At 59.7% G+C, this 25,665-nt stretch carries 20 protein-coding genes; 5 read left to right on the forward strand and 15 right to left on the reverse strand.

Annotated elements, in window-relative coordinates; genetic code table 11:
• Positions 1 to 439 precede the first annotated feature (439 nt).
• Positions 440 to 1,408 (forward strand): N-acetylmuramic acid 6-phosphate etherase, encoded by a 969-nt coding sequence (gene murQ, locus OHL20_RS01565; protein ID WP_263381462.1) that lies wholly within the window; start codon positions 440 to 442, stop codon positions 1,406 to 1,408.
• A gap of 78 nt (positions 1,409 to 1,486) precedes the next feature.
• The gene (murA, locus tag OHL20_RS01570; RefSeq protein ID WP_263381463.1) at positions 1,487 to 2,767 is read left to right on the forward strand and encodes a UDP-N-acetylglucosamine 1-carboxyvinyltransferase; all 1,281 of its coding nucleotides are present in this window, start codon (positions 1,487 to 1,489) and stop codon (positions 2,765 to 2,767) included.
• A gap of 22 nt (positions 2,768 to 2,789) precedes the next feature.
• On the opposite strand, the gene OHL20_RS01575 is transcribed toward murA, so the two are convergent.
• The 11 genes from OHL20_RS01575 to OHL20_RS01625 all read right to left on the reverse strand — a co-directional run bounded on the left by OHL20_RS01575 (position 2,790) and on the right by OHL20_RS01625 (position 14,944).
• Positions 2,790 to 3,266, reverse strand: coding sequence for a GNAT family N-acetyltransferase (locus OHL20_RS01575; RefSeq protein ID WP_263381464.1), 477 nt, complete (start codon positions 3,264 to 3,266; stop codon positions 2,790 to 2,792).
• Positions 3,267 to 3,276: 10 nt separating this feature from the next.
• The gene (locus OHL20_RS01580; protein WP_263381465.1) at positions 3,277 to 4,524 is read right to left on the reverse strand and encodes an efflux RND transporter periplasmic adaptor subunit; all 1,248 of its coding nucleotides are present in this window, start codon (positions 4,522 to 4,524) and stop codon (positions 3,277 to 3,279) included.
• 23 nt (positions 4,525 to 4,547) lie between these two features.
• A complete protein-coding gene (locus OHL20_RS01585) occupies positions 4,548 to 7,721 on the reverse strand; it encodes an efflux RND transporter permease subunit (protein WP_263381466.1) in 3,174 nt (1,057 codons plus the stop codon).
• A 171-nt stretch (positions 7,722 to 7,892) separates the two neighbouring features.
• The gene (locus OHL20_RS01590; RefSeq protein ID WP_263381467.1) at positions 7,893 to 8,669 is read right to left on the reverse strand and encodes an ABC transporter ATP-binding protein; all 777 of its coding nucleotides are present in this window, start codon (positions 8,667 to 8,669) and stop codon (positions 7,893 to 7,895) included.
• Positions 8,670 to 9,108: 439 nt separating this feature from the next.
• A complete protein-coding gene (locus tag OHL20_RS01595) occupies positions 9,109 to 9,864 on the reverse strand; it encodes an AIM24 family protein (protein WP_263381468.1) in 756 nt (251 codons plus the stop codon).
• A gap of 50 nt (positions 9,865 to 9,914) precedes the next feature.
• Positions 9,915 to 10,613: a glycosyltransferase family 2 protein gene (locus tag OHL20_RS01600; RefSeq protein WP_263381469.1), complete on the reverse strand. Its 699-nt coding sequence runs from the start codon at positions 10,611 to 10,613 to the stop codon at positions 9,915 to 9,917.
• Positions 10,606 to 10,962, reverse strand: a complete 357-nt coding sequence (locus tag OHL20_RS01605; RefSeq protein ID WP_263381470.1) for a hypothetical protein — start codon at positions 10,960 to 10,962, stop codon at positions 10,606 to 10,608. Before OHL20_RS01605 ends, OHL20_RS01600 begins: the two co-directional genes overlap by 8 nt.
• Before the next feature lie 15 nt (positions 10,963 to 10,977).
• On the reverse strand, positions 10,978 to 12,123 hold the full coding sequence (locus OHL20_RS01610) for a radical SAM protein (RefSeq protein ID WP_263381471.1): 1,146 nt from the start codon (positions 12,121 to 12,123) through the stop codon (positions 10,978 to 10,980).
• Complete coding sequence (locus OHL20_RS01615) at positions 12,120 to 13,574, reverse strand: glycosyltransferase family 87 protein (RefSeq protein WP_263381472.1); 1,455 nt, start codon at positions 13,572 to 13,574, stop codon at positions 12,120 to 12,122. The genes OHL20_RS01610 and OHL20_RS01615 overlap by 4 nt, the downstream gene beginning before the upstream one ends.
• The gene (locus OHL20_RS01620; RefSeq protein ID WP_263381473.1) at positions 13,571 to 14,335 is read right to left on the reverse strand and encodes a TIGR04282 family arsenosugar biosynthesis glycosyltransferase; all 765 of its coding nucleotides are present in this window, start codon (positions 14,333 to 14,335) and stop codon (positions 13,571 to 13,573) included. The genes OHL20_RS01615 and OHL20_RS01620 overlap by 4 nt, the downstream gene beginning before the upstream one ends.
• A 3-nt stretch (positions 14,336 to 14,338) precedes the next feature.
• A complete protein-coding gene (locus OHL20_RS01625) occupies positions 14,339 to 14,944 on the reverse strand; it encodes a class I SAM-dependent methyltransferase (protein WP_396271455.1) in 606 nt (201 codons plus the stop codon).
• A gap of 374 nt (positions 14,945 to 15,318) precedes the next feature.
• Here OHL20_RS01625 and OHL20_RS01630 point away from each other — a divergent pair, with 374 nt between their 5' ends.
• The 3 genes from OHL20_RS01630 (at position 15,319) to OHL20_RS01640 (ending at position 18,591) form a co-directional block, all read left to right on the forward strand.
• Entirely contained in the window at positions 15,319 to 16,005 is a 687-nt protein-coding gene (locus OHL20_RS01630; RefSeq protein WP_263381475.1) for a response regulator transcription factor, read from the forward strand.
• The gene (locus OHL20_RS01635) at positions 16,002 to 17,402 is read left to right on the forward strand and encodes a sensor histidine kinase (RefSeq protein ID WP_263381476.1); all 1,401 of its coding nucleotides are present in this window, start codon (positions 16,002 to 16,004) and stop codon (positions 17,400 to 17,402) included. Before OHL20_RS01630 ends, OHL20_RS01635 begins: the two co-directional genes overlap by 4 nt.
• Positions 17,403 to 17,577: 175 nt before the next feature.
• Positions 17,578 to 18,591 (forward strand): YncE family protein, encoded by a 1,014-nt coding sequence (locus OHL20_RS01640; protein WP_263381477.1) that lies wholly within the window; start codon positions 17,578 to 17,580, stop codon positions 18,589 to 18,591.
• Positions 18,592 to 18,761: 170 nt separating this feature from the next.
• Here OHL20_RS01640 and OHL20_RS01645 read toward each other — a convergent pair whose 3' ends face one another.
• From OHL20_RS01645 to tdh, 4 genes are all read right to left on the reverse strand, one after another.
• Positions 18,762 to 21,878 (reverse strand): efflux RND transporter permease subunit, encoded by a 3,117-nt coding sequence (locus OHL20_RS01645; protein ID WP_263381478.1) that lies wholly within the window; start codon positions 21,876 to 21,878, stop codon positions 18,762 to 18,764.
• The gene (locus tag OHL20_RS01650) at positions 21,875 to 23,125 is read right to left on the reverse strand and encodes an efflux RND transporter periplasmic adaptor subunit (RefSeq protein ID WP_263381479.1); all 1,251 of its coding nucleotides are present in this window, start codon (positions 23,123 to 23,125) and stop codon (positions 21,875 to 21,877) included. The genes OHL20_RS01645 and OHL20_RS01650 overlap by 4 nt, the downstream gene beginning before the upstream one ends.
• Positions 23,122 to 24,441, reverse strand: a complete 1,320-nt coding sequence (locus tag OHL20_RS01655; RefSeq protein ID WP_263381480.1) for a TolC family protein — start codon at positions 24,439 to 24,441, stop codon at positions 23,122 to 23,124. Before OHL20_RS01655 ends, OHL20_RS01650 begins: the two co-directional genes overlap by 4 nt.
• An 89-nt stretch (positions 24,442 to 24,530) precedes the next feature.
• Positions 24,531 to 25,565, reverse strand: coding sequence for an L-threonine 3-dehydrogenase (tdh, locus tag OHL20_RS01660; RefSeq protein ID WP_263381481.1), 1,035 nt, complete (start codon positions 25,563 to 25,565; stop codon positions 24,531 to 24,533).
• Between the last annotated feature and the right edge of the window lie 100 nt (positions 25,566 to 25,665).

Below are 25,665 nucleotides of genomic sequence, written 5' to 3' on the forward strand. Positions count from 1 at the left end.
GCGCAGTCCATTCATGTCAGTCAACGCTAGTGTCGATACTATAGGGATTGCTGCGGTTCTCTTTCTTCGCACTGCTTTACTCGGAAGCGTTCCTTATTTATTCGACCTAAAAAAGATAACGCGTTTGCGTGTTCTGCCGCCTGACGCTAATGGCCTGACCAAAAGACCATCACAGTCAAAAATGGCATCCAACGTGGAGAGCTATGTTGATCCTTTGAATAAACAAAGGCGAATCTGGTTGTTGCATATTTGAAAATGGCGCGTACTATCAGCGACATAGGCAATACTTGTAGCGCATAGCCCATCCAAGCATCCGGTCGGCTTGATCGTGCGTTAGAAGATAGGCACTTCACGCACAGGCTGGGTAACCCCGCGCGATATGCAACTCGCGCATCCCAGTCACAAAAGGCTAGAATGGCAATAGACCGGCGGGAGCTATATGGCAACACTCACGATGACGGAACAGACCTCACCAAAGCAGCCTAACGAACGAAATCCCATTGACCTCAAGATCCTAACGACCGAGACATCGAATGCAGCCTCTGAAGGCTTCGATACGAAATCGGCGCTTGAGATCGCACGCATCATCAATCATGAGGATGCGAAGGTCGCCGCAGCGGTAAAGAAGGCTTTGCCCGAGATCGCCATCGTGATCGATACGGTAGCCCGCTCGCTGCGCGATGGTGGCCGTTTAATTTATGTCGGTGCCGGCTCGAGTGGCCGCATCGCCTCCCTCGATGCTTCAGAGTGCCCACCAACCTACTCCACCGCGCCATCGCAAGTCCAATACATTATGGCGGGTGGGCCAAAAGCCCTCGCTTCCGCCTCGGATGTAAATGAGGACTCCCCCGAGATCGGCCAGCGCGACATCGCCCGCCGCCGCCCGACGCGGAAAGATATCGTCATCGGCGTCTCGGCCAGCGGTCTGACGCCCTATGTAGTGGGCGCAGTCGAATATGCACGCGCCCGCGGTGCAAAGACGGCAGCTATCACCTGCAACTTCAACACCGCCCTCGCCGAGGTCTCAGATACAACGATCGTCGCCGAGGTCGGTCCCGAGGTCATCTCCGGTTCCACGCGCATGAAGGCGTCGTCCGCTCAGAAGATGATCCTCAACATGATTACCACTGGCGCGATGACTCGCCTCGGCTACGTCTACGACAACCTGATGGTCAACGTCCACATGAAGAATGCTAAGCTCGTCGAGCGCGGCATCCGTGTCCTTATGAAGGTCTGCGCCATCGACCGCGACACGGCCATTCGCAGCATCAAATCTGCCGGAAAATCGATTCCGATTGCCGTCGTCATGCTAAAGGCCAACGTCGACAAGATGGAGGCCGTCCGCCGCCTCACCAAGTCCGACGGCAACGTCCGGCTCGCCATCGACGACTCCCGCCTGGAGCTTTGACCGAGCGTTCCACAGGCTGTACCTTTTCGAGCACTCACCCCGTCCATCCGATCTCTACATTCCCCGTAGAATGATCGGATGGACAAGTTTGTAGTACGCGGCGGCAACCCCCTTCTCGGCACCATTAAAGTCTCCGGAGCGAAGAACTCCGCATTGCCCTGCATGGCCGCCGCCATCCTCACCGAAGACGAGGTCATCCTCGAGAACATCCCCCAGGTTCAGGATATCGAGACCGAGCGCAAGCTCCTCACCTCGATGGGTGCCGAGGTGCAGCTTGGCTACGGCCGCGCCCAACACCGTACCCACATCAAGTGCGCCATCCTTTCAGACCCGGTCGCCAAGTACGAGATCGTCAAGACGATGCGTGCCAGTTCGCTCGTCCTTGGCCCGCTGATCGCCCGCACCGGAATCGCCCGCGTCGCCATGCCCGGCGGCTGCGCCATCGGTGGCCGTCCCATCGACCTCCACATCAAGGGTCTTGAAGCGATGGGGGCGACCATCACGCAGGATCACGGCTACCTCGAGGCCCGCACCGACCGTCTGCGCGGCGCCCACATCGTCTTCGACAAGATCACTGTAACGGGCACCGAAGACCTCCTCATGGCTGCGACGCTGGCCGAAGGCGAAACGCTCTTTGAAAATTGCGCCCGCGAGCCTGAGGTCACTGATCTCGCCACGCTCCTGATCGCTATGGGCGCAAATATCGAGGGAGCTGGAACCTCCACCATCCGGGTCCAGGGCGTAGCCAGGCTCCATGGAGCGCGCCACAGGATCAATCCCGACCGCATCGAGGCCGGAACCTTCCTCATGGCCGGAGCCATCACCGGCGGCGACCTGAACGTTGACTGCTGCGAACCCGCGCACCTCGGCTCCCTGATCGCAAAGCTCGAGCAGTGCGGCGTCCGCATCGACGTCGGCAAGGACAACATCCGCGTCCGCTCCGGTGGACAACTCACCGCATCCGACATCACGACCGAAGAATATCCCGGCTTCCCCACCGACATGCAGGCGCAGTTCATGGCGCTCGCCACGCAGGCGGAAGGCACCACCACCGTCACGGAGAACATCTTTGAGAACCGCTTCATGCACGTGCAGGAGCTGATCCGCATGGGCGCTAACATCACCGTCTCGGGTCGCACGGCAACGATCCGCGGGAAGACTTCGCTCCAGTCCGCGGCAGTGATGTGCTCGGATCTCCGCGCCTCTGCCTCACTGGTGCTGGCAGCATTGGTCGCCGATGGCGAGAGCATTCTCGACCGCGTTTATCACATGGACCGCGGCTACGAGCGGCTTGAAGAGAAGTTGCGGGGCGTCGGCGCACAGATCCGCCGCATGGGCGACGTCTTCGGCAAGAAGTAGACCGACCTGAAACAGGGATGAACTACGGTGCAGTCTCGCCCTGAATGCTCTTCGAATATAGATAAGCGTCCATGCCGGTTCCACCGTAGAACTCCGGCTCGAGACCGATCATGCGATACCCTCGTTGCTCATAAAAGCGAATGGCCGGTTCGTTCTGGACGAAGACATGCAACATCATCCGTAAGGCCCCTTTTACCTCGGCGCGACGTTCTGCCTCATGGATCAGTCTTGCTGCAACACCATGGCGGCGTGCAGCAGCCGCGACATCCAGCGTCACCACGTACCCCAACCCTCCATCTGGGCCGCCCTCGATGTGCACGATGATGAAGCCCAGCAGCCCACCGTCCTCCGAGTCGAGAACCAGGGTGAGCGCATTACGAGCCTCAGCAAAGCGCTTCATCATAGGATGGCTAAACCGAAACTCCTCTGCAAAGCACTCGTCGTCCAGCGCCACCATCTGATCGAGGTCGGCACTTACGTACTGGCGAATCTCCTGCATCAGGACCGCGCTACTTGCCCGTGGCCGGAGCCCCCGGGCTCGCGCCGTGGATCACCTTTACCTGCTGCTGATCGATCAGCGAATCCGGAGGACTGTCGATCACATTCTGGTCGGCAGTCAGACCGGATGCAACCTCAACCTGCGTCCCGAAGTCGCGACCCAACACGATAGGTACCAGACGTGCATGATCGCCCTCGAGTGTCGCCACCCGTAGCCCCTCAGAGCGGAAGATGAGTGAGCTTACCGGCAGGATCACTGTCGGCGCACCTTTTTCAAGCTTCAGGTGAACCTCCGCGTAAGAACCCGGCAGCAGTTCCCCACTCGCATTCTTTACATCCACTTCGACCAGCAAGGTGCGCGTTGCAAGATCGATCGCGTTAGCGTTCCGCACCAGCTTGCCGGTAAACTTGCGGCCCGGAAACTGCGTCAGCGTCAGGTCCGCCTCGGTCGAAGGCTTCGCGTCACGCGAGTAGATCTGCGGCACATTGATGAAGACACGGAGCGTGTCAATCGCGGCAATATGGAATAGCTCCCGTCCATTCGCTCCGGGAACCGTGCCGGTGCTCGCATTGCCCGCGTTGATAAGCTGCCCTTCATCCGTATTGCGCGCAGTGAGCACGCCGTCGAAGGGTGCCATGATCTTCTCGAAAGACTGCAACTCCTGCAGACGTCGCACATTCGCCTCAGCGGAATGGACCATCGTCTGTTTGGCCTGTGCGTCCGCCAGAAAATTCTCCGTCTCCTGCTGCGAAACGGACTTCGTCTTCAATAGATCGGTGTAGCGATTAGCCGTTGTCTGCGCGATCTGCAGGTTCGACTGCGCCGTCGCCAGATCGGCCTGTCCTTGCGTAAGCTGCTGGTCGACCTCAGGAGAATCGATCACCGCAAGCAACTGTCCTTTGCGCACCCGACCGCCGATATCCACGTACCACTTGCGGAGATATCCATTCGTCCGCGCATAGATAGGCGCATCGCGGAAGGCCTGCATGTTGCCCGGCAACACGATCTCCTGTGCCGGTGCGCCCTCCTTGGGTTTGATCACGAGCACCTGCGGAATCGCAGCGTCGTTCGTATCGGCGACCAGCTTCTTCTCGGCATGGATGCGCGGCAGAATGCCCGTCACAGCAAGGACTACGGCCACAATCGCCACAATCAGCAGCACCAGGCCGACGCGCTTCGTCGAGGTCGCAGGCGGCTCAACGTGGCCGTACTCGTGGGAGGTGCCGCCTTCGGTGGTGTGCTTCGATTCGCTACTCATTGCTCGTTCTCCACATTCTAAGACTACAGTTCGGATTCGTCTGCTATCTGCTGAGGTCCCTTATCGTTGCGATGCAGCATGCTGAAGAAGACGGGAACAAAGGTCAGCGTGGCTACCGTAGCCAGCAGCAGGCCGCCGATCACAGCGCGGCCAAGCGGAGCGTTCTGCTCGCCGCCGTCGCCCAGCCCCAGCGCCATCGGGATCATGCCGATGATCATCGCGAGAGCTGTCATCAACACTGGGCGGAAGCGGGTAAACCCGGCTGAAAGCGCAGCTTCGACCGCGTTCATGCCACTTTCCATCTGCTCCTGTGCGAAGCTCACCACGAGAATGCTGTTTGCCGTCGCCACGCCCATGCACATGATCGATCCGGTCAGGGCAGGCACGCTGATCCGCGTATGCGTCAGGAAGAGGAGCCAGACAATGCCGCACAACGCAGCGGGAAGCGCCGCGATGATGATGAAGGGGTCAAGCCACGATTGGAAGTTCACCACGATCAGCATGTACACCAGCACAATCGAGAAGAACAAGCCGCCGACTAACCCAACGAACGACGTCCGCATCGTCTGAATCTGCCCACGCACGATTACCTGCGAGCCGCGCGGCAGACCCTTCTTGTTATCGGCCACAATCTTGTCGATTGACTTAGCTACGCTCGCAAGATCGGTGTCCTCTACCGCGCCGTAGATATCGATAACCGGCTGCACGTTGTAGTGGCTTACGGTTCCCGGCTCTGTTCCGCGATTGATCGCCGCCAGATTGCCGAGGATCTGGGGTGCGCCATTCGCTCCAGTCACTGGAATATTCCGCAGGTCCTGCAGGTTCTGCAGATCGTACTGCGGCTCCTGGATCGCCACGCTATAGCTCACGCCATTCAATGGATTGAGCCAATACGACGGTGTCGTCTGGAAGCTGCCGCTTAGCGTCACCAGCAGGTTTCCCGCAACGTCCCTCTGTGAAAAGCCCACCTGTTGCGCCTGTGTACGATCCACTTTGACCGTAAAGTTCGGCGCATCGAATGGCTGCTGGATACGGAGATCCGTCGTTCCCGCAACGTGGCGAATCTGCGCGAGCAACTTCTCCGCATAGTCACGGTTCGCCTGTACATCGTTTCCGACGACCTGGATATCGAGCGGTGCCGGAAGGCCGAAGTTCAGGATCTGGCTGACGATGTCGGTCGGCAGATAATAGAACGTCGAACCCGGGAACTGAGTAATCAGCTTCCGCCGCAGCTCCTGCATATACGGCATCGTCGCGCTATGGTCCTCGCTCAATGTGACGAGGATGTCCGCATCACCAGAGCCGATCGGCGCTGAGTTGCTGTAGGAAAGATTCAGTCCGCTATACGGCAGCCCGATGTTATCGATGATCGTCACCAGCTCAGACTTCGGGATCATCCGCCGAATTTCCTGGTCGATCTCATCGCAAAGCTTCGCTGTCTCCTCGATGCGCGTACCCGTCGGTGCCCGAACATGCAGCTTGAACTGGCCACTGTCGACCGTCGGGAAAAAGTCCTGCCCAAGCCACGGGTAGAGCACGCCCATCGACACAAAGCAGAAGCCGAAGAAGCACAGCAGGAAGGCCGGACGATGCGCAACGCAGATCGCCAGGAAGCCGTGATATGCCGACCGCAGCTTCTCAAAGTTCCGCTCGAACACGCGCTGGAAGACGATGAAAGGATTTCTGCTCGTCTTCTTCGCAGCCTCGGCCTCTTCGGAGTGGGGCAGCAGCAGGTACTTCGCCATCGTCGGCACAATCGTTCGCGAGAGGAAGTACGACGCAAGCATCGCGAAGACGACTGCCTCTGCAAGTGGTACGAAGAGGTAGCGTGCCACACCACTGAGAAAGAACATGGGGACAAACACGATGCAGATTGAAAGCGTCGAGACGAAGGCCGGAATGGCGATCTGCGTTGCGCCGTCGAGAATCGCCTGCTCGGTGTCCTTGCCGAGTTCGATGTTGCGATTGATGTTTTCAATCTCGACCGTCGCATCATCCACAAGGATGCCGACGGCCAGCGCCAGCCCTCCCAAGGTCATGATGTTGATCGTCTCGCCCAGCGCGCTCATCGTGATGATCGACACAAGGATCGACAGCGGGATCGACACCGCGATGATGATCGTACTGCGCCAGCTTCCCAGAAAGACGAGGATCATGATCGCGGTCAGGACGGCGGCAATCAGCGCCTCACGCACAACACCGTTGATCGCGCCGCGTACAAACACCGACTGGTCCGCCAGTGGCTGAATCCGCAACTGGGGCGGCAGCGAACTCGCGATCAACGGCAGCTTTTCGCGTACCCGCTTGATGATGTCAAGGGTCGAGACGCTTCCAGATTTTTGAATTGTAACCAGCGAAGATCGTTGTCCATCCACGCGCACGATGTTCGTCTGCGGCGGGAAACCATCGCGCACATGGCTTACGTCATGGACATAGACTGTCGAACCATTGATCGTCTTGATCGGCAGATCGTTCAATTCCTGGATCGTGGTTGGACTACTGTTCGTCTCGATCTGGTACTCATACGTCCCGATCTTCGCCGTTCCAGCCGGAAGAATAATATTCGACGCGCTAAACGTATTCACCACGTCGACCGGCGAGAGTCCTTTGGCCTGCAACGCCTGGCTGTCGATATCGACCTGCACCTGCCGCTGCTTGCCACCATACGGAAACGGTATCGATGCACCTTGTACGGTCGCCAGTTGGGTACGGATGAAATTTGTACCAATGTCGTTAAACTGCTGCTCCGAGATGCCCTGCCCCGAGAGCGAAAGCTGCAGCACCGGTACGCTCGAAGCACTGTAGGTGATCACGAGAGGAGGCGTCGTGCCCGGCGGCAACTGGCGCAGTGCCGTCTGTGCGATAGCCGTGATTTCAGCGACTGCCGACGGTACATTCGCGCCCGGCTGGAAGAAGACCTTGATGACCGCAATGCCCGTCAGCGATTGCGATTCGATGTGTTCGATATCGCTCACGGTCGTCGTCATGTTCCGCTCGAACGGCGTCACAATGCGATTCCCAAGCTCCTGCGGCGACAACCCCGCGTAGTTCCAGATAATCGAAACGACAGGGATATCGATGTTCGGAAAGATATCCGTCGGTGTACGAAGAATGACGATCGGGCCCAGAATCAACAGCAGCAACGAAAATACAACAAACGTGTAAGGCCTGCGCAGGGCAAGTCGAACAATCCACATGAAAACTTCTCCTGAGCCTCTATACGTTAGGGCAGTTGCAGAGCCAAACAGGTCGAGCCGCGCTCATCATTCCTGTGCGTATGCTCTTTCGACGTGCCGGGACCACTTAAAGCTTCACTCTTTGCTCTTCAGAGACGAAGACAAAATCACAGCGCTGGGTACTTCCACAGTTCACCACGCGTGGTAGAAGCCCTCCTTTTGCTCAAGCTGCACTTCGGTATCGAAAAGGTCTGATAATCGAACCGCCGTCAGCAGCTCCTCTTTCGGCCCATCTGCCACAATCCGACCCTCCTGCATCATCAGCACACGGTCCATCTCCGGCAGGATATCGGCGATATGGTGTGTGATCAGCAGGATACCGGTTCCCTGCTGGGCAAGCTGCCGCAGCAACAGCCGCAGGTCTCGTTGCGCAGAAAGATCGAGCGCGTTCGAAGGCTCATCGAGCAGTAGCATGTCCGCAGAGCCAACCAGCGCCCGGCCAATCATAATGCGCCGCTGCTGACCCGCCGACATCCCACCAACCTGCTTGTCGCGCAGCGCAACAGCATCCACCTGAACCAGCACCTCTTCGGCGCGTGCCAGCAACGCTGGCGTAATCGTCAGGTTGGGCCAAAGAGTGCTGCTCGAGAAAAATCCAGAAAGGATGGCATCGAAGCCGGTTGTCCGCCGCGTCGGCTCCCCCGGTAGGTCGGCCGAGACGACGCCCAGCTTCTTCTTGAGTTCAGTCAGGTCCCACCGCGACCGGCCAAAGATGCTGACCGTTGTCTCCGGCTGGACTAGGGGGTAGCATTCGCAAGTCATCGCCTTGATCAGCGTAGACTTGCCACAGCCATTCGGTCCCAGTATAGCAATGTGCTCGCCGCGGTTGATGCTCAGGCTGACGTCGTGCAAAACAACTGTCTCGCCGCGAGCGACGCTGACGTGTTCAAACTTTAGAAAAGGAAGCATACCTTCACAGGATAGCTGCTTCGGCTTTCTCAAGCGTCGCACCGTTCTATAACGGTGCGCTTAGAAGGAAATTTGCAGCCACTCCGCCTTCTCTTCGGGCGTCTCAGGATCGCGTACCGCATGGCGGTACCAGGAAACAGCCGCTGTCAGCTTCCGAAGCCAGGTTGATTCGGACACTTGTTCGGCTTGCGAAGTGCCCTTAGACTGTCGGGTCGTGGACGTGCTGGGTATATCGTTGGGACGTGCTGCAGGTATTGAGCTCATCAGGTTGCCTCTGGACGAAATTCTCGTACGAAGGACCGTTTCTCCCTGAAACAGCGATACACAAGGCGAGGGGAAGCGCTCCAAACTCCCAGAGAGTATCAATTCTCAGACGAACCGAAGCTCACTCTTTGGTAACTTGGCATCCCAAAACGTTGAATGTTTCTCCTGTCAACAGCTACTGCATGTTGCGAAGCACTGAACCCACCAATCCGCCCACAACTCCACTTTCTGTCTGCTGCACCCGCTCGACCTTCATGTACTCCTGGAGCTGGTGCGCCAGCCGTGAGATAGGCAGCGTCTGCAACCACACACGACCCGGCCCTGTCAGCGCAGCGAGAAAGATACCATCGCCGCCGAAGATCATGTTCTTGATACCCGGGATGCGCGCGATCTGGAAGTTGACACTCGTCTGAAATGCGCCAACGTGGCCCGGATGCACCCGCAGCAACTCGCCCGGCGCCAGGTCCTTGATGATCACCTCTCCCGAAAGCTCCAGCCACGCAACTCCCTGGCCGGTAAGCTTCTGCAGCAGAAAGCCGTCGCCGCCAAAGATGCCCGCGCCCAGCGACTGCTGAAATCCGACACCAAGATTCACATTTTGCGTGGCACACAGAAAACCATGCCGATGCACAAGGTACTCCTGGTTCGCATTCACGTCGACGGGCACAATATGCCCCGGCACCCGCGTCGCAAACGCCACCTCACCCGGAGCGCCGATCGCCCGATACTCTGTCATAAAGAGCGACCCGCCGCCCGCCACACGCTTCAGCGCACCGAAGAAGCCGCCGCCCCCACCCATCTGCGTGTGCGTCGTCATCTGAATCGTGGCCGACATCCACGAAAGCTCGCCCGCCTCCGAGACAATCGCGTCATTCTGCCCCAGCGCAAACTCGAGGACAGGCATCGTGGTACCAAGAATGCGGCTTTGCATAAGGCTCTCCGGGACATTCTGAATCGTCGTCGCAAGTATAGCCGGGACCCTTACGGATGTCGCGATAATCCTGTGCGGAAAAGTACTTCAAGGATCCGTACCGCCGCCTTCATCGAAGCAGCCAGATCCCCTGAAACCTTGCTCGTCCCCCCGATGCGCCGCCGATAGTCCACCACGATCTCGCGAATCCGCAGCCTGTGCTGCGCCGCCTTGATCTGCATCTCAAGATTCCAGCCATACGTCATCTCGGACATCTGTAACTGCTCCAGTGACGTTCTGCGAATCGCCCGAAACGGTCCCATATCGGTATACCGCACGCCCTGAAAGATCCTCAGCAGCAGGCCGACGAAGTGACCCGCAAACACCTGGCTTCCCAGCATCGATCCTGCCTCGCGATCTCCCTTGATCCGTGACCCAAGCACGAAGTCCGCCTCACCGCTCCCAATCGGCGCCACCAGCCGCGAAAGGTCCGCAATGATGTCGCTGCCATCCCCATCCATGTAGACCAGAATCCCACTGGTCGCCAGCGCCGCATCCGACCCCGCCTTGCACGCCGCACCATAGCCTCGCGGCGACGTGATCACCCGCGCACCCTGCGCAGCCGCAATCGCCCCCGTACCATCGGTCGAACCATTGTCCACAACGATGCACTCGGCAATTAGATTCCAAGGCATCGAAGCGACCACTTGGCCAATCGATTCATGCTCGTTCAAAGCAGGAATAATGACGGAGATACGAAGCTCAGGCAAGATAGTCCACTCTTCTGCCTCTCTCCATCCACACGGCAATCGCGATGAGTAATGCTTTCGGCCCAAACCACATCAGCACGGCGTAGATGCTCAGCATATGGGAAAGGCTACCAAGCGAAAGGCTGGCTACAATTACCGCTGCGATCAGGATGAGACCGATGCGAAGTCGATAGGGAACGATGAGCAACGGTACGATGTCTCCAGCAAAGCACAACCCTATAAACCACGCCTCTATATAGGTATCGTTCTTATTCCACGTAAAGCCCAGTCCCTCAATCCACACCAGGTTGTAGAAGACATACAGCGCAAAGAAGATGTAGAAGATGATTCCTCTGGCTGCTCGGTTCATCTGCTCATCCTACCGTTACAGGCTCCATCGCAATCCGCAATTGCTGCAGGCAGGCGGCGGTGCAGATGTCAGCAGACCATCTCGAAACCGCTGGTACTCCGACCCATTCCAGATCTCGCGCAGCGAACTCTGCGTCGCGTCGCCAAGCGTAAAGCTGCCATAGCCCTTCATGCTGAACGGCGCGATGCAGCACGGCAGCACCCGCCCGTTCGCCGTGATGTACATCAGCGACCAGGGCCGTCGGCATAGCGACCAGGGATTGTCCGTCCGCTGCATCCGGATTGACTCGCCCGGATCAGTCGCGCCCGAAGCCGAGAACATCACGCCAAGCTCCAGCGCCACTGCCTCAGCCTCGCGGATCAGCGCCTCTTCCCCTTCAGTCGTATGCTCGAAGAGCGCCGACTCAGCCCGCGCCATCGACTTGTCGCTCATCGGATCGTCAAAGAAGACCAGCCGCTGCAGATACACCTCAGTCACGCCGACCGAGTGCGCCAGCCGCACAAAGTTGGGAAGCTGATCAACCGTCTCCCGCAGCCCCGTCAACCATAGACTCACGCGCGGCTTGGGCGCATTCAACTCTCGCTGCAGCTGCGTAAAGTTCGCAACGTTCGCCACGATCTTGTCGAAGAAGTCCTTGCCCCGCACCATCTGGAAGACCTCAGACTCTGCCGCATCAAGCGACACGCGCAACTCATCGAGCCCCGCCTCGATCAGTGCCCGTCCGTTGGTGTCATTCAGCAGCGTGCCATTCGTGTTGAAGAGGACATAGATGTTGCGATCCTTCAGATACTTCACCCGCTGGGCGATGTCCTTCACCAGCATCGGCTCGCCGATGCCATGCAGCACGACACGCGCAATGTTCGGATACTGATCGATCAGCGAGGTAAACAGCTCCCACGGCATATCCGCCTCGGGCTCCAGCTGCTCATAGGTTCGCGGACAGGTCGTGCACAGCAGGTTGCACCGATTCGTCGTCTCGAGATACAGACACACCGGCTCCTGCTCAGCGACAGAGGTCAGCTCCGATTGCGAACCCGGCTTCTGAAAGTAGCGCCGCATCGCATTCTTCTCCTCCTCGGCCTGCTGGGCAGCGGGAGTAAGCGTATCGCGATTCGGATCAAGCAGTTCGGATGGCGGAAGGATTGGTAGAAGTGTGCTCATGATTGCCTCTGGACCTCGAGTGGAGCAAGTCGGTGCGGCTCCGCGATGACTGCGGGAAAGACGTGTTTATAAAGCGGCCAGCGGCGAAGCGCAACCTCAACGACGAAGGCGATCAGCACGCTGCCATACAAAATCTCATTAAGCTGAAACTGCGGTGCACCATAGCCTGTAGCCAAAGCCGTGTAGCAAAGATAGAACAAGCCACAGCTATACGTGAACACCGTAAGACTGGGAATGAGTACAAGAAAAGGAATCAGCCACGCAACATACCAGGGATAGTGCGGCGAAAAGAGCAGCATCAGCGCCAGGGCAAGCGAGATCGCTGGCACCAGAAACTCCGCTTCGGCAGGCAGTCCGAACTGATAGCCGAGATGATCACCATCGGCAATGTCCGTCCGGCAGCAGGTTCGCCACGCCCAGATAAAAATCGCCAGAAACACCGCGGCACAAAACGCAAGGAAGGCGACGGTCGGCAGCGTATGCAGCCCCGGCACATGCTGCGTCAGCTCCAGCAAAAAGTACCGCGCACCCGTCTGCATCCCCTCTTCCTTCACATAGCCATTCAGGAAGCCAAACACCTGCACGCCCACACTCGAATAGCACGCATACCCAAACGCCACGATCGCCGCCACCACCGCGGGCATCTTGTACTCGCCGCGCCGGAACAGCGCTGGCAATAGCACCACCGGATACAGCTTGATCAGGATCGCCACCGCCAGAAACACACCCGTCCACACCGCCTGCTTCCGATACCGAGCCAACAGTGTCAGCACGATGAACGCCATCGCAGCCGAGTCCAGATGTCCCGCCTCGCCAATCTCCCAGATCAGAAGCGGACACCACGCATACAGCAGCGACTGCTCCCGCCGCACGCCAAGCTCTCGCAGAAATGTCGCCAGCCCATACATCGTCAGGCCTTCAAACAAGATCATGCCCGTCTTCATCGCCGTCACACTTGGATTGATAAACGTGATCAGGTAGAAGATAAACTGCGCCGCCGGCGGATAGATCGTATGCGCGTAGTCGCGCCGGTTCATGCTGTCGAAGAGATCCTGATTCGGCTCACGCAGAAACGTCAGCGCCTTATCTCCCGGCACATACCGGTACGGCGAAATATGCGCGTGCTGCACCACCCCGTCCCACGCATACCGATACACATCCGACGAGAGAAACGGCTCCGGAAACACCACCACTAACCGGCATGCAGTCGCGACCGTAAGGATAATAGGAAATGTAAACCGGTCGACCGGCTGCGTAAGAATCAGCCACACCGCCGCTGCGAACAGGATGACGGACCAGCCCGAAACACCGGAGTTCCCAATCGTAAAGTGATCACTCTCACTGATCAGCTGCCGCGTCAGCAGCAGCAGCCCAGAGCCAATCGCCACCAGCACAGCGTTCGTATGCCATGCTCTTGCAGCCGACCAGTGCTGTGGCGCGAGAACCGTCAAAACGCACCCCCGTCAGCCGATAGTTCCTGCAGAAACTCCCGGCTGTGCGCCGCAGGATAGCCCGCCATCGTGGCAAAACTCGGCGGCATCCCATCGAGAAGCTCCCCCGCCAACATCGCCAGCGTAGCCCCATCATCGACGTCATACCAGAGCGGCAGTTCAACAACCTCAATCCCCGCCGCAGCAGCAGCAGCCATCGTCTCCGCATACACTGAGCCAGTGCTCCATGTAATGTTCTCGAACACCTCCGCGTGCGCCCGCTTCAGCCCGATCAGATAGTACCCACCATCGTCCGAACCACCGATCACGATGCGGTCGCCATCCCGCGCAAGCTCCGCCACTGCCTGCTCAAACGCCGCCGCCGGCACCGTAGGCGAATCGGAATCGATCAGGCACACCGCCCCAAATCCACATGCCAGGATGTCCTCAGCCGCCGCCAGCAACCGCTCCCCAAACCCATCCCCCCGCTGCCCCACCAGCGCAAAACTCTCAGGCAGAATCCCGTCAAATAGCGCCTCATCCCCAACCGGCGTATACGAGATCAACCCCGCCGCCCTGCCACCCGCACACACCCCCGCAATGTTCTCCGTAGTGTCCTTGAGAAAACAGATGTTCAACGCCGCACTCTGCTCCAACGTCAACGGAGGAGCCAGCCGCGTCTTCACCTTGCCCGCCCGCGGAGCCTTCGCCATTACCGCAAGGGCGCACACCCCGCCACGCGCAGCTTCACTCTCAGCAAGATCTAGAATTGGATACCCCATCGGCTAAGCAGCGCTCCAAGTCACATCGCGACTGACCGCAGGAACCGCAGCCTCCTCAGCCTTCGTACACACCGCATACTGATACCAGCCGTCATACTCCAGGTTCACCGAAGCCCACGGCTGCGACTCCACCAGCGCCGAAAAGTCCGGCCGCGTCATCACATCCGCCTGCTGCGGCTCCCGATACTTACCCGCAGGGCTGCTCGTCAGCCGAGCCAGCAGCCACATGCAGCTTAGTGGCAGGCGCGTCCGAAACCCCGACGTCGGCTCCGCAATAAAGCATCGCCCGCCCGGCCGCAGCACCCGCAGAATCTCCGCCAGCACCGCCTCTTTATTCGGCACAATCAAAAACAGTCGCGACACAATAATCGCATCAATCGGCCCGAAGAGCTCCGGAAGCGACTGCGCATCTCCGTGAAAAAAATTGCAATTATTGAGCGATCGGCTAGCCGCCCGAGACTTTGCCCGCTCAATCAAACGTTTCGAAAGATCAATCCCCGTGGTCGTGATCTGGGGGTACTCCTGGGCGAATCGACAGGCATAAAAACCCGGCCCGCAGCCAAGCTCCAACACATGCGTCCCCACAGCCGGTCCTTGTGCCGGAAACAACGAGTGCGCAATCTCCTGCGTATGGTCTCGAAAGAGATACTCTCGGCACAGGGCATAAAACCATGAACATCGTTCAAACAAGCTATCCGGCTGATGCGTCATCGTGCCCGGCATTTCACAGTCGCTTGGTTCCATGCTTGCAGACCTTGTCACTCTACGTGGGATGTTGGAGAGAGTACAACGCGAGACCTCCGCACGATGGGCACAGACCGAAACGTATGTCGCAGCACAATCCTAGCCGCTTCCGATCATAACGTCAGCCTTTCTTCTATAGAACGCACAAAGTAGATCGTTAGGATTTCGTTACCATCTCCTGAACACGCAACCTTAATACTGAACTCATCTTTGAGTCATAAACTGTCCATAAGGTTACGATGCGTATTCTGCTGGTTGAGGACGAACGCCGTTTGGCCGAGAACATCGCCGCCGCCATCCGCGATGGCGCAGGCTTTGCCGTAGATGTCGCCGAGGATGGCGAGACCGGGCTCGACCTCGCCTCCTACGGCCACTACGACCTCATCGTCCTCGACCTCATGCTCCCCAGGCTCGACGGCGCAGGCGTCCTAAAAGCCCTGCGCGCCCGCAACGATCGCACCCCCGTCCTCATCCTCACTGCCCGGCAGGAGACCACCAGCGTCATCGCCCTATTGAATCTCGGAGCGGACGACTACCTCGGCAAACCCTTCGATCTCGGCGAACTCCTCGCACGCGTCAAAGCTCTCGTTCGCCGCGGCAAAGGCGTCGCCACTCCCCTGCTCCACGTCCGCGACCTCGACATCAACACCCTCGAGCAGAGCGTGTCCCGCAACGGCACTCCCATCGACCTCTCCCCCGCCGAGTACCGCATCTTCGAGTACCTCCTCCACAAGCCAAAGGTTGTCGTCTCCAAGCGTGAGCTGCTCGAACACCTCTACGACTACAACTGGGAGCGTCACTCAAACGTCATCGAGGCCCACGTCTCCAATCTCCGCCGCAAGCTCGACACCGGCGACGGCCTTCCCTACATTCAGACCCTTCGCGGGCGCGGCTACAAGCTCCAGCCGGAGCAGGTCATTCCGTGAAGCCGTACTCCATCACCCGCCGCGTCGTCACCCTCGTCCTCACGGTCGAACTGATCGCCGCCATCTGCGTCACTGCCTTCGCCTTCATCTACGAGCGCCACGCCCACTTCCGGTCCTTCGACGTGAGCCTTCACGGACGCGCCGACACCGTCATGGGAGCCGTTGAGGATGCCGACGACGCGAAGCAAGGCGTCATGCTCGACACCACCGACCTTAAATTCCCCCGCCACGATGTCTACGCCGTTCGCGAACAAGGTGCGCAGGATCTCGGCCATTCCGCCAACTGGACCCCAAGCTCCGAGGACTGGCAGGGCGATCCCGGCTACTTCAATCTCACCATCCATGGTCATGACTACCGCGCCATCCGCCTCCGGGGCGTGCGCGTCGTCGATCCCATGGCCGCCAACGTCCGCCATCCACTCCTCGTCCTCTACGCCTCACCCACCCACGAGGTCTGGGAGGTGGTCTTCGGAGCCGTGCGGGTCTTCACCCTCGCCAACGGTCTCCTCGTCCTCGTCACCGCCCTGCTCGTCCCCGTCATCGTCCGGCGTAGCATGCATCCCCTGCACCTCCTCGCCACCGACGCTGAGGCGATCTCCGCGGCCTCCTGGCACTTCGCCCCCGGCGAGCAAGTTCGCCAGGTCGCCGAACTCCGCCCCCTCGTCACAGCAATGGAAGGTGTCATCCAGCGGCTTGAGCACTCCTTCACCCAGCAGCGCCAGTTCACCGGAGATGCAGCCCACGAACTCAAGACCGCCGTAGCCGTCGTCAAGTCGTCCATCCAACTCCTTGAACTACGCGCTCGCACCCCGGCCGAGTACGCTGCAGGCCTCCAGCGCTCCTACGCAGATTGCCTCCGCATGGAAGAACTCGCCCAGAAGATGCTCCTTATGGCGCGCGTCGACGAACCATCCCTAACAACTTTCGCCTCATCCACGAACCTCGCAGCAACCATCACCGCCGCCCTCGCCGAACTGGCACCTGTCGCCGAGCTACACTCGGTCCATCTGCTCAGCGACGAAATCGAACCTATCTATATACAGATGGAGCTCGAACTCCTCCGCAGCCTCCTCATCAACCTCATCACCAACGCCATCCAGCACAGCCCCACCGACTCCACCGTCCGCATCGCCGCCGAGCGCACCCACGCCACCGCCCAGATCACCATCAAGGACACCGGCGAAGGCATCCCCCCCCAAGCACTCCCCCACGTCTTCGAACGCTTCTACCGCGCCGACGCCTCCCGCTCCCGCAAGACCGGCGGCACCGGCCTCGGCCTGGCCATCTGCAAAGCCATCGTCGAACGAGCCAGCGGAAACATTTCCATCACCAGCACCCCCGCCCAGGGCACCCAGGTCCACATCTCCCTCCCTATCGAAGCCGAACCGCAAACCTAAGCCTTGGCCTTTCTTTCTGTCACTCCCGAAGAGAACCTGCGTATAGCACCTGATCGGTGTCATCCGGACTGATCGGCGTTTAAGCCTTCTCTTCCCCGGCGAAGCTCTCTTCAGCTTCCCTTCAGCCACACAGGCACACACTACTCAAGTCGACACCATCTCCCGAAGGAGCACCATGCGCCTAAGATCTCTCCTCTACACCCTCCCCCTCGCCTGCACCCTTATCGCCCAGGCTCAGACCTACAGCGTCATCGACAAGTGGACCCTCGGCGGCGAAGGCGGCTGGGACTACCTCCTCGCCGATCCCTCCAGCCACCTCCTCTACGTCACCCACGGTACCCGCGTCGAAGTCGTCGACACCAAAACCGGTAAGCCCGTAGGAGCCATCACAGGCCTTAAGGGAACCCATGGCGTAGCGCTCGATCCCGATGGCAAGTACGGCTACATCAGCGAGGGCGCAGGTAATAACGTCGTCGTCTTCGACCGCAAGACCTTCGCCACGGTCAAGTCCATTCCCGCCGGAACCAACCCCGACGGCATCGTCTACGAGCCCGTCACTAAAACCGTCTGGGCCTTCAACGGACGCAGCATGGACGCCACCGTCATCGACACACAATCCATGACCGTCACCGGAACCGTCAAACTCTCCGGCAAGCCCGAGTTCCCCCAGGCCGATGGTAAAGGCACCGTCTTCGTTAACATCGAGACCAAAAACTCCATCGCCCGCATCGACGCCAAATCGATGAAGGTCACCGCCGAGTGGCCGCTCGCCGGCTGCGAGTCCCCCAGCGGCATGGCCATGGACACCGCCAGCCGCAAGCTCTTCTCCGTCTGCGATGGCAAGGTCATGTCGGTCACCGATGCCGACTCGGGCAAGGTCCTCAAGCTTGTGCCGATCGGCGACGGTCCCGACGCAGCCGGCTACGACGCCGCCCACCACCTCGCCTTCAGCTCCAATGGCGAAGGAACCCTCACCGTAGTTGACACCGCAACGTCCGACTACAAGGTCATCCAAACCCTTCCCACACAGAAGAGTGGCCGCACCATGGCCTTCGACTCCGGCAACGGACACGTCTACGTCGTCGCCGCCGAGATGGGTCCCCGTCCCGCCGCCACCGCCGAAAACCCAAGGCCCCGGCCGGCAGTTGTCCCCGGCAGCTTCACCGTTCTCGTCATTAGCCGCAAGTAGTTTCCCGCAATAGACTAAGTCCCCGGCCACAACCGGGGCTGAGTCTTTTAGAATCTTATATTTACCCGTAACCCATTTAGAATGCTATATTTACGACAAGAAGAAACAGCTAAGCTGCTCACTACAATACACTTACGCTCAGCATCTCGCACCGCTTTTTTGGCTTCGAGTCAACGAACCCGCGTCAGACGGTAATAAATCACAGGCGTCACCACAAGCGACAGGAAGACTGAAAGCACCAGCCCCCCGATCACCGCGATAGCCAAAGGTTGCAGCATCTGCGACCCGGCCCCAAGCGCAAACGCCAGCGGAAGCATCCCACTGACCGCCGCAATCGCTGTCATTACAATAGGCCGAAGCCGCCGCTGCGCCGCATGCACCATCGCCTCGCGAGCATGATCTCCCGAACCGCCATCCTCCGCCCCACGATATTTCTCGTCGGCATCCAGCAGCAGGATGCCGTTCTTCGCCACAATCCCGATCACCATGATCAGCCCCATAAAGCTGGCCACGTTAAAGGTCGTCTTCGTTGCAAGCAGCGCGAGCACCACGCCGGCAATCGACAACACCGAACTGGTCAAAATGGCAATCGGAGCCGACAGGTTTCGGAACTCTGCCAAAAGCACGCCGAAGACCAGCGCCAGCGCCAATAGCAGCACCCGCGCCAGATCGCGGAACGACTTCTGCTGCTCCTCATAGGTCCCGCCATACTCAACCCGCACGCTCGACGGCAGATGCAGCCCCGCCACCGTCTGCCGGACCTGCGCCATCGCCGTACCGAGGTCCGAGCCCTCAAGCCGCCCGCTCACCACAATGAGCTGCTGCAGATTCTCCCGCCGGATCTCGTTCTGCGGCGGAAGTTGCGTCACCTCTGCCATCGAGCCCAGCGTCGCCGTATGCCCGCTCGCCGAGTTGAAGACGGTGTTCTGGATCGCGTCGAGCGAAGCTCGATTCTCCTCCGGCAGCCGCACCCGAATCGTATACGGCCGACCATTCACGATCACCGGATCGTTCGTTGGCAGCCCATCGAGGATCGCCGTCGCATCCTCAGCAACCTCGCTCGGCGTAAAGCCAAGCCGCGCCGCCAGCACAGGGTTGATCTGGAAGTTGGTAGCCGGTCCGGAGATCGTATTGTCGATCCCGTTCTGCGTATCCACCACGCCTGGAATCTTGCCGATTGCCGCCTGCACCTTCGGCCCAAGCTCGTTCAGCACGTCCTGGCTGTTCGCAAAGAGCTTGATCTGGATCGGCTCCGGCGAGTTCGACAGGTCGCCGATCATGTCCTGCAGCACCTGCGTAAACTCGACATCAAGCTCCGGCTCAGACGTCTTCAACTGCGCCCGAACGTCCGCCATCACCTCGTCAATCGCTCGTGACCGCTTCGTCTTAAGCCTCACGGTGAAGTCGCCGTAGTTGGCCTCGGTCACCGCCGCAAGCCCCATCTGCAAGCCGGTCCGGCGCGACGTAATCAGCACCTCCGGCGTCTCATGCAGAATCTGCTCCACATGCTGGAGCACCCGCTTCGTCTCCGTCAGCGAACTGCCCGCAGGCATCGTGTAGTCAAGGATGAACGCACCCTCGTCCATCTCCGGCAACAGATCGGAGCCGAGTCCCTGATAGCTGAAGTAGCCAACCAGCACGAGCATAAGGCAGCAAAGCGCAAGGTAGAACGGATGGATGAGCGCCCACGTAAGCGTCCGCTGATGGGCCGAAAGTACTCGCCGCATCACCGGTCCATTCTCCTCATGCGGCGTATCCGACTGCCGCCGAGGCCGCAGTAACGACAGGCTCAGCGCCGGTGTCCAGGTTAGCGCCAGCAGCAGCGAAGTGAGCAAAGCCGCCGTCATCGTCACCGCCAGAGCGCGAAAGAAACTGCCCGTCACACCCGTCACCGAGATCAGCGGAAGGAAGACGACGACCGGCGTAATGGTCGAGCCAATCAGCGGAACCGTAATCTCGCGCAGGGCCTTGCGCACCGAATCGACCCGCGACTCACCGCTGTCGCGATGCACGACAATATTCTCGACCACCACGATTGCGTCATCGATCACCAATCCGATCGCAGCCGCCAGTCCGCCAAGCGTCATGAGGTTGAAGCTTTGCCCAATGATCCACAGAAATAGGATCGTAACCGCTACGGTTACAGGGATAACCAGCCCTGCAATGAGCGACGAACTCCAGTCGCGCAGGAAAAGAAAGAGGATGACGCAGGCGAGGATGAGCCCGATAAAGATCGCGTCCCGCACACTCGAGATGCTCTCCCGCACCAATTCCGACTGGTCATAGAACGGCTCAAGATGGACGCCAGCCGGAAGTTTGCTCTTCAACTGTTGCAATTCGACAGCAACCGCATCGGCCACGGTAACGGTGTTGCTGGAGGGCTGCCGCGCAATGTTCAGCAGCACCGCAGGCTTCCCGTTCGCCGCAACCATCGTGTAGACCGGCATCGTCGCCCGCTCCACCTTCGCCACATCGGACACGCGAACCGGCGCTCCACCAGCGGTCGTCTTGATGACAAGATTGCCAAGCTGCGAGGCATCATGCGCCTGCGCGCCAACCAAGCCAAGGATCAACTCATGATCCGCCTCATACAATCCCGGCGAGTCGATGATGTTCGAGGCTTGAACGCCATTGACCAGATCGAGCAGCGTCACACCTGAAGCCTGCAGTCGCGCAAGGTTTGGGACGATATGAAACTCCGGCACCTGCCCACCCTGCACCACTACCGTGCTGACTCCATTGACGCGGTTCAGCGGCGGCTTCAGATCGTAGGTCGCAATCTCCCAGAGCTGACTCTGCGTGACTGTCGCTGCACCGCGATCATCCGCCGTGAGCGCATAGCCGAGGATCGGAAAGGTCGCAAAAGTAAGCCGATTGGTCGTCAGCCGCGCAGTCGAGGACAACGTCTGTTGGACCTTCGAGAGCGCCGCATCGGCCAGTTGCAACGTACGGAACATGTCCACATTCCAATCGAAAAAGAGGCTGATCTCAGCCGATCCACGGCTCGTCGTACTCCGTACCGTCACAAGGCCGGGAACGCTGTTGATCGCATCCTCGATTGGCTTGGTGATGGTGACCTGCATCTGCTCGACCGGCATGACACCGTTGTCGACGCCGATCACGACGCGCGGGAAGTTGGTGTCCGGAAAGACCGAGATCGGTACCTGAAACGCACCGTAGATTCCGGCCATCGTGAGGACAAGCAGAAAGAAGAAGATCGTCTTCGAGGAGTTGACCAGCCAGAATGGCTTCGCTGTCTCGGTCGTAGTGGAGGGCTCGGCGATCATTTATCGTCCGCATCCTTCCCGGCAGCGGCGGGTGGTCCAACCTTCACCTTCGTCTTATCGTCGAGCGCATACGAACCAGTCACTATGACAGTGTCAGCCGCCGAGATCCCTGACAGCACCTGCACCTGCTCAGCAGTACGAATCCCGATCGTCACTGGTCGTTTCCGGGCAGTGCTGTTCGAGTCAACGATCATGACGAACTTGCTCGTTCCATCAGCTGCAACCTGCAGTGCGTCCGAAGGAATCAGCAGCGCATGCGAGATCGTCCGCCCGGTGATCACGGCGCGCACTGGCGTTCCCGCCTTCAACTTGCCGTCGCGATTGTCGACGCGTAGCCACACCTCCAGTGTCGTGCTGCCGGGGTCGAGCGCCGGGCTGATGAGCGACACCTTCGCATCGATTGGATCGGCAATGCCTGGAACGGCGACGGTCGCCGCACCACCGAGTACAAGCTGCTGCGCCTGCACCTGCGAGAGATGGAGCTTGGCCAGCAGGGCCGACGTATCCATTACGGTCAACAGCGCCGTGCCTGCCGACGCCGTCTCGCCGGCGAAGAGCGCGCGCTCCGTAACGATGCCGCTGATTGGACTGCGAATCTCGGTGTAGCTCAGTTGCGCTTCGGCGCCGAGGTACTTGCCCTTGGCTGAGGTAAGCTGCCCTTCGGCAGACTGAAGCGACGCCTTGCGACTTATCTGCTCAACAGACTGAAGATGCAGCTTCGCTACATCGTAAGCCGCTTGTGACTGCACGAGCGTGGCCTTCGCGGTATCGAGATCGCGGCCCGGAATCGCTCCCTGCGCGAAGAGCTGCGTGCGGCCGTTTACAACACTCTGGCTGAGATCAAGGTTCGCCTTGGCTTGCGCAAGATCGGTCTGTGCCTTGGCGGTATCTTCAGGAACCTGCGCCCGCGTCTCGGTTTCGAAGCTACCCTGCGCAGCGGTATAGGTGCCCTTGGTGTCAAGCGCCGCAGCGGCAAGGTCGCTGTTCTCAAGGGTCGCCAGCAGTTGTCCCGCCTTCACATGCGCACCGCGCTGAACGTAAAAGCGCTTCACCGGTGCACTCACACGCGGCGAGATTGCGGCCTGCGCGAGCGGTGCCAGCAGCGCATCGGCGGTGATCTGGTCCGAGATACTGCCCTCGGTGGGATGCACAGCCTGTACGTCGACCTCTGGTTCGGGCGTAGCTTCTTTCTTCGTACAGCCGAGCGCAAGAAGCAGGAGTGAGGCAGTAAGGAGAGAGCGCTTCATGAGAGAGTTCCTGTGAGGATCTGGAGTGATGCGAGCGCTGCCTGGTATCGAACGGTGCCATCTTCTCGAGCGATCTCGGCCGTGGTCAGCGAGTTCTGCGCGTCGACGATCTCAAGCGCCGTCGCCTCGCCGGCCATGTAACGCAGACGCGTGAGGCGGAGGCTGTCTGCGGCCGTAGTCACGCTCAGGTCAAGCGATTGCAGCTGATCATGCGCGGCTGCAGCCTCAGCATAGCTCTCATCGAGCTGTGCGATCAGGCGTCGCTGGGTTGCCGAGAGGGACACCTTTGCCGTGTCGCGAAGGATCTCCGCCTGCTTGATGCGGTGCTGCGTGTTCAGCCAGTCCCAGATAGGAATGTCGAGCGTAGCCGAGGCCGAGTAGCCTAGGTTCTCAACCTGTTGCGGCCCGCGCGTCGCGAAGTGTTCGGCGTCGATACCATAGGCGAAGTTGAGGCCGAGATCCGGCAGATAGGATGCGCGCGCCGCACGAACATCGAGCGAACTGGCGCGAAGCGAGGCAAGCGCGCTCTGCAACTCGGGGTTGGCACGGGTAGCCGCAGCATCGACCTCATCGCGCGTCGCGAGCGGTGTGGATGGCGGGGTCTCGAGACTGTAGGGGGTTCGCGGATCGGGAAAGAGGAGGACGGCCAGTTCAAGGCGCGATCGTTGGGATTGAAGGCGAGCATCAACGAGGTCCCGGTCACGCTGCTGCTGCTGAAGCTGCGCCTTGACGACATCGGCGTGAGCACCTTCGCGGGCGGCTTCGCGTTGCTGGGCGAGCGTCGTAAAGCTGGCTGCCTCTGCAGCGGCCCGCTCCGCTACGGTCAGCTTACGATCGGCGGCAAGAGAACCGTAGAAAAGACCGACCACGGCGGCTACCAGACCTCGACGAGCTATCTCCAACTCTGCTGTTGCAACCGCTGCTGCAGCGGAGGCACGGCTGACGGCAGTCAACTGCTGTAGCCCGATCGTCTCGCTGACGATACCCTGGCTTGCATATTCGTGCACGGCATTGTTCGCAATAAAACGCGGAGCCGACTGCGTCCCGGCTGAACCAGCCTGGTTGGTCGCACCGTTTGGCTGCGTATAGAGGATTTGATTGTGGTAGATCGCGCTGGGCAACAGCGCATTTCGCGCGATGGTGCGATCGAGAGCCGCCACACGATTGGCTGCACTGGCCGCTGCGAATGCAGGCTCATTCGATTGGGCTCTGCTGAGCGCCTGGGCCAGGTCGATCGAAATCGCCGGGGATTGCTGGGCTCGCGCCCCTGTTGAGCAGCAGCCGCAGATAGCAACAAGGAACGTTGCTATCTGCAAATACAGCGACGGTCTGATGTTCGAGTACACCCGATGACTGTAGCGCTGCCTAGCTTAAGCTGCGATGAAGGTACAACTTCACCAGGCCATCAGCCTACATCAGCCCAATCGAGAATCACCTTGCCGGAGTTGCCCGACCGCATGGCCGCGAAGCCGTCCTCGTAGTCACGCCAGTTCAGGCGATGCGTGATGACCGGCGAGATATCGAGGCCAGACTCCAGCATGACCGTCATCTTGTACCAGGTCTCGTACATCTCGCGGCCGTAGATGCCGCGGATGGTGAGTTGGTTGAAGACGACCTGGTTCCAGTTGATCGAGATGTCCTCGGACGGAATACCGAGCATGGCGATCTTCGCGCCGTGGCTCATGCTGGCGAGCATGTCGCGGAAGGCCTGCGGATTGCCGGACATCTCGAGGCCAACGTCGAAGCCCTCCTGCATGCCAAGCTTTGTCTGTACCTCTTTAAGCGTCGTGGAGCGCGGATCGACCGCGAGCGTCACGCCGATCTTTTCGGCCAGCGCGCGGCGGTATGGGTTCGGGTCGGAGATGACGACGTAGCGTGCGCCAGCGTGACGCGCGACCGCCGCAGCCATAATGCCGATCGGACCTGCGCCGGTCACTAGGACATCTTCACCAAGTACAGGAAACTCAAGCGCCGTATGAACGGCATTGCCGAAGGGATCGAAGATCGAGGCGACATCGTGATCGATGCCGGCGGAGTGCTGCCAGATATTCGTCGTCGGCAGGACGATGAATTCTGCGAACGCACCGTTGCGATTCACGCCAACTCCGCTGGTGTGTGCGCAAAGATGACGTCGGCCCGCAAGACAGTTGCGGCAGCGACCGCAGACTACGTGGCCTTCCCCACTCACGAGTTGACCGAGGGTAACGTCGGCGACGTTCGAACCCATCGCGACGACCTCGCCAACGAACTCATGCCCGATTGTGAGGCCAAGCGGAATGGTCGCACTTGCCCACGAATCCCACTCATAGATATGTAGATCGGTCCCGCAGATGCCGGTCTTGAGGACGCGAATCTTGACGTCGTTGATGCCCATCTCCGGCTCGGGAACGTCCTCAAGCCAGATGCCGCGTTCGCCGCGGCTTTTTACCAATGCCTTCACGTGTACTTGCCTCTCTGTGGTCCGCCTAGCTCTGCGGCTTGCCATCGTTACTGGGGCGCGATCCTGCGTCCTCCAATAGTTTACGGCAATCGAGACAGCC

It is taken from the genome of Granulicella arctica (assembly GCF_025685605.1).
GTDB lineage: Bacteria > Acidobacteriota > Terriglobia > Terriglobales > Acidobacteriaceae > Edaphobacter > Edaphobacter arcticus.